This window comes from Micromonospora sp. M51, from assembly GCF_018070305.1.
Classification (GTDB): domain Bacteria; phylum Actinomycetota; class Actinomycetes; order Mycobacteriales; family Micromonosporaceae; genus Micromonospora; species Micromonospora parva.
This window is the reverse complement of sequence record NZ_JAGPXZ010000485.1, coordinates 1-4,774: the sequence shown is the minus strand read 5'-3', so window position 1 is coordinate 4,774 and position 4,774 is coordinate 1. Positions and strand designations below refer to the sequence as shown.

At 69.0% G+C, this 4,774-nt stretch carries 5 protein-coding genes and 1 pseudogene; all 6 read right to left on the bottom strand.

Annotated features, from left to right (window positions below; translation table 11 throughout):
* Positions 1 to 641 (bottom strand): NADH-quinone oxidoreductase subunit NuoE (gene nuoE / locus KBX53_RS22685; protein WP_210861509.1); only part of this gene is annotated, 641 nt, incomplete at its 3' end.
* A gap of 52 nt (positions 642 to 693) precedes the next feature.
* Positions 694 to 2,019: an NADH-quinone oxidoreductase subunit D gene (locus tag KBX53_RS22680; RefSeq protein ID WP_030334127.1), complete on the bottom strand. Its 1,326-nt coding sequence runs from the start codon at positions 2,017 to 2,019 to the stop codon at positions 694 to 696.
* The gene (locus KBX53_RS22675) at positions 2,016 to 2,753 is read right to left on the bottom strand and encodes an NADH-quinone oxidoreductase subunit C (protein WP_030334125.1); all 738 of its coding nucleotides are present in this window, start codon (positions 2,751 to 2,753) and stop codon (positions 2,016 to 2,018) included. Before KBX53_RS22675 ends, KBX53_RS22680 begins: the two co-directional genes overlap by 4 nt.
* The gene (locus tag KBX53_RS22670) at positions 2,750 to 3,427 is read right to left on the bottom strand and encodes an NADH-quinone oxidoreductase subunit B family protein (protein ID WP_030334123.1); all 678 of its coding nucleotides are present in this window, start codon (positions 3,425 to 3,427) and stop codon (positions 2,750 to 2,752) included. The genes KBX53_RS22675 and KBX53_RS22670 overlap by 4 nt, the downstream gene beginning before the upstream one ends.
* 14 nt (positions 3,428 to 3,441) lie before the next feature.
* Complete coding sequence (locus KBX53_RS22665; protein ID WP_007454588.1) at positions 3,442 to 3,807, bottom strand: NADH-quinone oxidoreductase subunit A; 366 nt, start codon at positions 3,805 to 3,807, stop codon at positions 3,442 to 3,444.
* A 190-nt stretch (positions 3,808 to 3,997) separates the two neighbouring features.
* A pseudogene (locus KBX53_RS22660) lies at positions 3,998 to 4,774 on the bottom strand (FAD-dependent oxidoreductase); the annotation flags it as partial.

Here is a 4,774-nt window from a genome sequence, read left to right as displayed (position 1 = left end):
GAGACGCCGTGCTGCTGGGCCAGCCGCAGCCCGCGCAGGGTCGGCTCGCCCGGCCCGCCGTCGGCGACGGCACCGTCGCGGTCGTCGGCGAAACCGGCGAGCTGCACCGCCATCTCCTTGAGGGTGCAGAGCCGGGCGCCCCGGGTCGGCATCGGCCGGCCGCCGGCCCGCAGCTCGTCGACCACACCGACAGCGGTGGAGGGGTCCACGCCGTCGAAGAAGTCGTAGTTGACTGTCATCACCGGGCCGTAGTCGCACGCCGCCAGGCACTCGGCGTGCTCCAGCGTGATCGTGCCGTCGGCGGTGGTCTCGTCGTGCCCGACGCCCAGGTGCTCGGAGAGGGTGTCGTAGACCTCCTGGCCACCGAGCACGTTGCACATGGTGTTGGTGCAGACGCTGACCAGGAAGTCACCGGTCGGCTTGCGCTTGTACATCGTGTAGAAGGTGGCCACCGCGCCGACCTGGGCCTTGTTCAGCCCCAGCACCTCGGCGCAGAACGCGACACCGGCCGGGGAGACGTAGCCCTCCTCGGCCTGCACCAGGTGCAGCAGCGGCAGCAACGCCGAGCGGGACCGGTCCGCCGGGTAACGGGCGATGATCTCGCGCGCCCGCTCCCGGGTCTCGTCAGTGAAAGTCGTCATCAGCGCCGCCTTCCGTTCGCGACTGCGGGGCTCGCAAGCTCACTCCTCGCACTCACCGGTCACAACCCCCCATGACCGGGTCCAACGAGGCTCCGCCGGCGATCACGTCGGCGATCAGACCGCCCTCGGCCATCGCCGGGAGGGCCTGCAGGTTGACGAAGCTCGGCTCCCGGTAGTGCACCCGGTAGGGCCGGGTGCCACCGTCGGAGACCGCGTGGACGCCCAGCTCGCCGCGGGGCGCCTCGATGGCGACGTACACCTGGCCGGGCGGGACCCGGAAGCCCTCGGTCACCAGCTTGAAGTGGTGGATCAGCGACTCCATCGACTGACCCATGATCTTCGCGACGTGCTCCAGCGAGTTGCCCATGCCGTCGACGCCGATGGCCAGCTGCGCCGGCCAGGCGATCTTGCGGTCGGCGACCATCACCGGGCCCGGGCGGAGCCGGTCCAGCGCCTGCTCGACAAGCTTCAGCGACTCCCGGATCTCGGCGAGCCGGACCTGGTAGCGACCCCAGACGTCACCGTCGGGGTGGGTCGGCACGTCGAACTCGTACGTCTCGTAGCCGCAGTACGGCATGGTCTTGCGCAGGTCCCAGGCGAGGCCGGCGGAGCGCAGCACCGGGCCGGTGATGCCGAGCGCCACGCAGCCGGTGACGTCCAGCACCGCGACGTTCTTCGTCCGCTCGGTCCAGATCGGCTGGCCGGAGAGGAGGTCCTCGTACTCCTTGAGCTTCTTCGGCATCATCTTGAGGAACTCGCGGATCTTGACGACCGCGTCGTCCGGCACGTCCTGCGCCACACCGCCGGGCCGGACGTACGCGTGGTTCATCCGCAGACCGGTGATGGTCTCGAAGATGTCGAGGATGTACTCCCGCTCCCGGAAGCCGTACAGCATGATCGAGATCGCGCCCAGCTCCATGCCGGTGGTGGCCAGCCAGACCAGGTGCGACGAGATCCGGTTGAGCTCCATCATCAGCACGCGGATGGTGGTGGCCCGCTCGGTGATGTCGTCGGTGATGCCGAGCAGCTTCTCGACGGCGAGGGCGTACGCGGTCTCGTTGAAGATCGGGGCGAGGTAGTCCATCCGGGTCACGAAGGTCGAGCCCTGGACCCAGTTGCGGTATTCGAGGTTCTTCTCGATGCCGGTGTGCAGGTAGCCGACGACCGAACGGGCCTCGCGGACCGTCTCGCCCTCGAGCTCCAGGATCAGCCGCAGCACCCCGTGCGTGGACGGGTGCTGCGGACCCATGTTGACCACGATGCGCTCGTCGTTGATCGGGTCGGTGCCCGAGACGATCGTGTCCCAGTCCCCACCGGTGACGGTGAAGACCCGACCCTCGTCGGTCTCACGCTCGCTGGCGTAGTTCGACGTCGTCACTGGTACGACCTCCGCTCGTTCGGCGGCTGGATCTCCGCGCCCTTGTACTCGACGGGGATGCCGCCGAGCGGGTAGTCCTTGCGCTGCGGGTGCCCCTCCCAGTCGTCTGGCATGAGGATCCGGGTCAGGCTGGGGTGGCCGTCGAAGACGATGCCGAACATGTCGTACGCCTCCCGCTCCTGCCAGTCCGCGGTCGGGTAGACGGCGGTCACGCTGGGCAGGTGCGGGGCCTCGACGGAGACGGCGGCCTCCAGCCGGACCCGCCGCCGGTACGTCATCGAGGTGAGCAGGTAGACCACGTGCAGGCGACGCTCGTCGGCGCCCAGGTAGTCCGCGCCGGACACCGAGGAGCAGAGCTCGAACCGCAGCGCCAGGTCGTCGCGCATCACCTGGCAGACCTCGGCGATCCGCTCCGGGCGTACGTGCAGGGTCAGCTCACCCCGGTCGACGACGACCTTCTCGATGGCGTCGTTGAAGGCCGGGTACGCCTCCTCCAGCGCGTCGCGGACCTCGTCGAAGTAGCCCCCGTACGGCCGGGACGCCTCCTCGATGGGCTGGCGCTGGCGGACCAGGCCGCCGTAACCGGACACGTCGCCGGTGCCCTGGTTGCCGAACATCCCGCGACCGGCCGGGCTGGCCGGCGGGAACTCGGCGGGGGCGCCACTGGTGGCGCCGGCCGGCACCACCGGCAGCGGTACGCCGCCGTCGTTTGGCTTGTCCGTGGGTGAGGTCATTTCGGGCCTGCCTGCGGGTGGAGGTGGTTCTGAGCGTTCATCCAGTTCTCGATGCGCAGCTGCTCCTCGCGCCCCTCGCGGACCGCCCGGGTCCACTCGGCGCGCCGGGCCTTGTCGTTGCGGTACGAGGACGGCATCGAGCCGTAGGGCACCACCGGAACGTCGCCGCGCTCCTGGCGGGCGGCCAGCATCTTGCGACCGTTCGGGCCCAGTGGCTCGTACATGATCTTTTCGCGGAGCTTGAGGATCGCGTCGATGAGCATCTCCGGCCGGGGCGGGCAGCCGGGGAGGTACATGTCGACCGGCACCACGTGGTCGACGCCCTGCACGATCGCGTAGTTGTTGAACATGCCGCCGCTGCTGGCACAGACGCCCATCGAGAGCACCCAGCGCGGCTCGGCCATCTGGTCGTAGATCTGGCGCAGCACCGGGGCCATCTTCTGGCTCACCCGGCCGGCCACGATCATCAGGTCGGCCTGCCGGGGCGACGCCCGGAAGACCTCCATGCCCCAGCGGCCCATGTCGTAGTGCGGACCACCGGCGGCCATCATCTCGATGGCGCAGCAGGCCAGGCCGAAGGTGGCGCCCCACACGGACGACTTCCGAGACCAGTTGACCAGCTTCTCCACCGAGGTGAGCAGGACGCCGGCGGGAAGCTTCTCCTCGATGCCCATCTGACGTTCCTTCCTCAGTCCCAGTCCAGGCCGCCGCGCCGCCACACGTAGGCGTACGCAACGAAGACCGCGACGATGAACAGGACCATCTCCACGAAGCCGAAGATCGGCAGAGCGTCGAACGAGACCGCCCAGGGGTAGAGGAAGATGATCTCGATGTCGAAGACGATGAAGAGCATCGCCGTCAGGTAGAACTTGATCGGGAACCGCCCGCCGCCGACCGGCTGCGGGCTGGGCTCGATGCCGCACTCGTAAGCCTCGAGTTTGGCCTTGTTGTAGCGCCGGGGACCGGCGAAGCGGGCGGCGCCGACGGAAAACAGCGAGAACGCCGCGGCGAGGGCGAACAGCCCGATGATCGGTGCGTAAGGCGAGAGCGACATCGTTTTCTCCTGCTCGTCCTTCCCTGCCCTCGGTGCTTGACGAAAATCACACTATTCACGTCCCTCGCAGTGGCAGTCGGCGGGGGTCGATCTTTGTCGGCGTCGGGGCCGTGACCAGCGCCGATGCCGTCCTACGTATACAGTTCCGGCTGTCGTCGATGACCGCTGGACCCGCAGGCCACCCCTCGCGCTACACGGCGGGAGCGGCTTTCGTCATCGCGTTGATGACCCGGTCCATCGCGTCCCCGCCGCGCGGGTCGGTCAGGTTGGCCAACAACTTGAGCACGAAACGCATCAGCGTCGGATGCGGCATGCCGTGTTTGGTGGCGATCCGCATGATCTCGGGGCGGCCGATCAGTTTCACGAAGATGCCGCCCAACCGGTAGTAGCCGCCGAGTCGGGCCTTCAGCTCGTTCGGGTACGCCAGCAGCGCGCGCTCCCGCTCCGGGCCGGCCGGCCGGGCGAGGGCCTGGACCACGACCTCCGCGGCCAGCTCGCCGGACTCCATGGCGTACGCGATGCCCTCACCGTTGAACGGGTTGACCATGCCGCCCGAGTCGCCGACCAGCAGCACGCCGCGCGTGTAGTGCGGCACCCGGTTGAAGCCCATCGGCAGCGCGGCGCCCAGGATCGGGCCGTCGGCGTTGGCCTCGTCGGTCATCCCCCAGTCTTCCGGGGTGTTGGCGAGCCAGTCGGTGAGCAGCCGGCGGTAGTTGGTCTTGCCGAACGCCGAGGACGAGTTGAGCACGCCGAGGCCGACGTTGACCCGCCCGTCACCGAGGCCGAAGATCCAGCCGTACCCGGGCAGCAGGTTGTCGCCGCTGTCCTTGCTGCGCAGCTCGAGCCAGGACTCCAGGTAGTTGTCCTCGTGCTTGGCCGGCGAACGGTAGTAGCGGCGGACGGCCACACCGATCGGCCGGTCCTCCCGCTTGGCCAGCCCGAGCGCGAGCGGGAACCGGCCGGAGAC